General features: G+C 63.9%; 3 protein-coding genes. 2 read left to right on the top strand and 1 reads right to left on the bottom strand.

The features are described 5' to 3' along the window. Together JHD64_RS20950 and JHD64_RS20945 are read left to right on the top strand one after the other, a co-directional pair. A partial coding sequence (locus JHD64_RS20950; RefSeq protein WP_199055518.1) for an ABC transporter substrate-binding protein occupies positions 1–502 on the top strand: 502 nt, incomplete at its 5' end. A gap of 211 nt (positions 503–713) precedes the next feature. Then, positions 714–1,283, top strand: a complete 570-nt coding sequence (locus JHD64_RS20945) for a YqiA/YcfP family alpha/beta fold hydrolase (protein ID WP_233170646.1) — start codon at positions 714–716, stop codon at positions 1,281–1,283. Here JHD64_RS20945 and JHD64_RS20940 read toward each other — a convergent pair. Continuing rightward, positions 1,225–2,572: ATP-binding protein (locus tag JHD64_RS20940; RefSeq protein ID WP_199055517.1), on the bottom strand; the 1,348-nt coding region annotated here is incomplete at its 5' end. The genes JHD64_RS20945 and JHD64_RS20940 overlap by 59 nt on opposite strands.

Genomic DNA, 2,572 nt, shown 5'->3' with positions numbered 1-2,572 from the left:
CAATATCGTGTGCAATGCCAATCCGGAATGGTATGGCAATGCCGCACGCCTGGGCTGGACGCGCGAATTCTATCCGCAAGTGGAGCGGGCGCTGTCGCTCAAGGACATGCCGGACCTGCACCAGGCCGATGAAATGGCCGGCAAGCGCATCGGCACCATTCGCGGCTACAGCTACCCCACGCTGGAACACCTGTGGGCAGTGGGCCGCACCACCCGCGTGGATGAGCCTCGGCTGGAACTGCTGGTCAAGTCCTTGCAAAAGCATCTGACCGATGTCGCCATTTCCTCGGAACTGGAGCTGGCCTGGTGGGCCAAGACCAATCCGCAGGAAGCCCGCGCCTTCAAGCAGCACCCGCTGACGGTAACCTATATGCCCACCATGTGCGCTGTGGCCCCCAGCTCGCCGGTCAGCACTGAAAAACTGAACCAGGGTATCGAGGCCATGCGCCGCAGCGGCAAGCTGAAGGCCATTCTCAAGGCCTACGAATGGCAGGCCGAGTAAGCTGTTTCACGTGAAACAGGGCAGGCCGACCGGCTTGCCCTGGCGGTAAACCAGGTGTGCACGCGTGACGGTGCCCGCATCCGGGCTCGCGCTTGCCCCTCCTGCCAGCGGCAGTCGCATCTCCCCGCCCAGCCCAAGCCGGATGTGGTGTTTTCATGGTGGAACACGCACCGGGCTTCATCATCAATCCGCTCTTTGTTGTACACGCATCATGCACATTGTCTATCTGCACGGCTTCAACTCCAGTCCGCAATCGCTCAAGGCACAGGAAACGGCGGCCTGGCTGGCCCGGCATGCCCCCGCCGTCACCTTGCACTGCCCACGGCTGTCGCCGCATCCGGCCAGCGCCATTACTCAGGCAGAAGAATTATTGCTGTCCCTGCCCGCCGACAGCTGGCTGATCGGCAGTTCACTGGGCGGCTACTACGCCGGCTGGCTGGCCGAACAGCATGGCCGCAAGGCGGCGCTGATCAATCCCGCCATCACCCCGTATGACGATCTGCTGCGCTATCTGGGCTCGCAGCGCAATCCCTACACCGGAGAAGAGTACGTGCTGGACGAAGCCGACATGCAGGCTTTGCTGGACATGCGTCTTGCAGCACCGGCAGCCGGTGAATACTGGCTATGGCTGGGCAGTGCGGATGAGGTACTGGACTGGCAGGCCGCCGCACGCTATTACCGCGGCCACCGACAAACCATTTTCAATGGCGACGACCACCGGCTCAAGCGCTGGCCTGAGTGTCTGGCTCCCCTGCTGGACTGGGCTGCTTCTGCTTGCTGAGCAGGCTGCTGGCCCGCTGCATGGCCACGGACAGGCGCTCCAGGCTGACCGGCTTGGACAGGAAGTCATTCATGCCCGCCTGCTGGCAACGCTCGCGGTCTTCATCGAAGGCATTGGCGGTCAGCGCAATGATGTGGGGCTGGCAGTCCAGCTCCAGCTGACGGATGGCGCGGGTGGCGTCCAGCCCGTCCATTTCCGGCATCTGCATGTCCATCAGGATCAGCTCCACCCCGCCCTGGCTGACCCGTTCCAGCGCCTGCCGCCCGTTGGCGGCCAGCAGCACATCGCGGTAACCCAGCTTGTCCAGCAGCTTGATGATCAACTTCTGGTTCACCGTATTGTCCTCGGCCACCATGACCGACAGCGCGGCCGCCCCAGGGCTCGGCGCCTCCTCCGGTAGCACGATGACCGGCGCCTCGGCGGCCGGGGCGCTGGTCTCGGTGGCAACCCAGTGCACGCTGAAGCAGCTGCCCACACCGGGCTCGCTGCTGACATCGATGCGCCCGCCCATGGCCTCGGCCAGGCGTCGGCAGATGGCCAGCCCCAGCCCGGTGCCGCCATAGCGGCGGGTGGTGGTGGAGTCGGCCTGCTCAAAGGCGGTAAACACCTTGCCCAGCTGCTCCTGGGTCATGCCGATGCCGGTATCACGGATCACCAGCACCAGACGCTTCATGTCGAAGGTATCTTCCAGCGGCTCGATGCCCACCGTCACGGTGATCGCACCCTGGTGGGTGAACTTGATGGCATTGCTCAGCAGGTTGCTGGTGATCTGGCGCAGCCGGGTGGCATCGCCCAGCAGCCAGGCGCTGCCCTGTGGCCGTTGCCATTCGATATGCAGGCCGGCCTCCATCGCCTTGGGCACAAACAGGTTGACCACGCTATCGAGCAGGGCATACAGATTGTAAGGCCGCTGTTCCAGTGTCAGCTTGCCGGCATCGATCTTGGACAGGTCGAGAATGTCGTTGATCAGCGCCAGCAGCGAAGTGCCGCACTCCTGCAAGGTGGCCACCTGCTCGCCCTGCTCCGCGGTCAGCTTGGAATGGGACAGCAACTCGGCCATGCCCAGCACCCCGTTGAGCGGCGTGCGGATTTCGTGGCTCATCACCGCCAGGAATTCCGACTTGGCCTTGGCCGCCATTTCCGCCTTGAGCAGGGCCTCGGACAGCTGGGCCATGCGCCATTCGACGATCTTCTCCAGTTGGGCCGCCACGGTGGACAATTCGAAATTGGCGTCGTACAAGGCGCGGCTGCGCTGCTCCAGCAATACCTCGGCCTCCTTGCGCGCGGCT

The sequence above is a fragment of the Aquitalea sp. ASV15 genome, assembly GCF_016429115.1.
Lineage (GTDB): Bacteria > Pseudomonadota > Gammaproteobacteria > Burkholderiales > Chromobacteriaceae > Aquitalea > Aquitalea magnusonii.
Note: the sequence above shows the minus strand (reverse complement) of the source record. Positions and strands in the feature narration are given on the sequence as shown.

Bases quoted from the DNA above. Each gene is read 5' to 3' on its own strand.
- JHD64_RS20945 (WP_233170646.1), top strand. From the start codon at position 714: ATGCACATTGTCTATCTGCACGGCTTCAACTCCAGTCCGCAATCGCTC.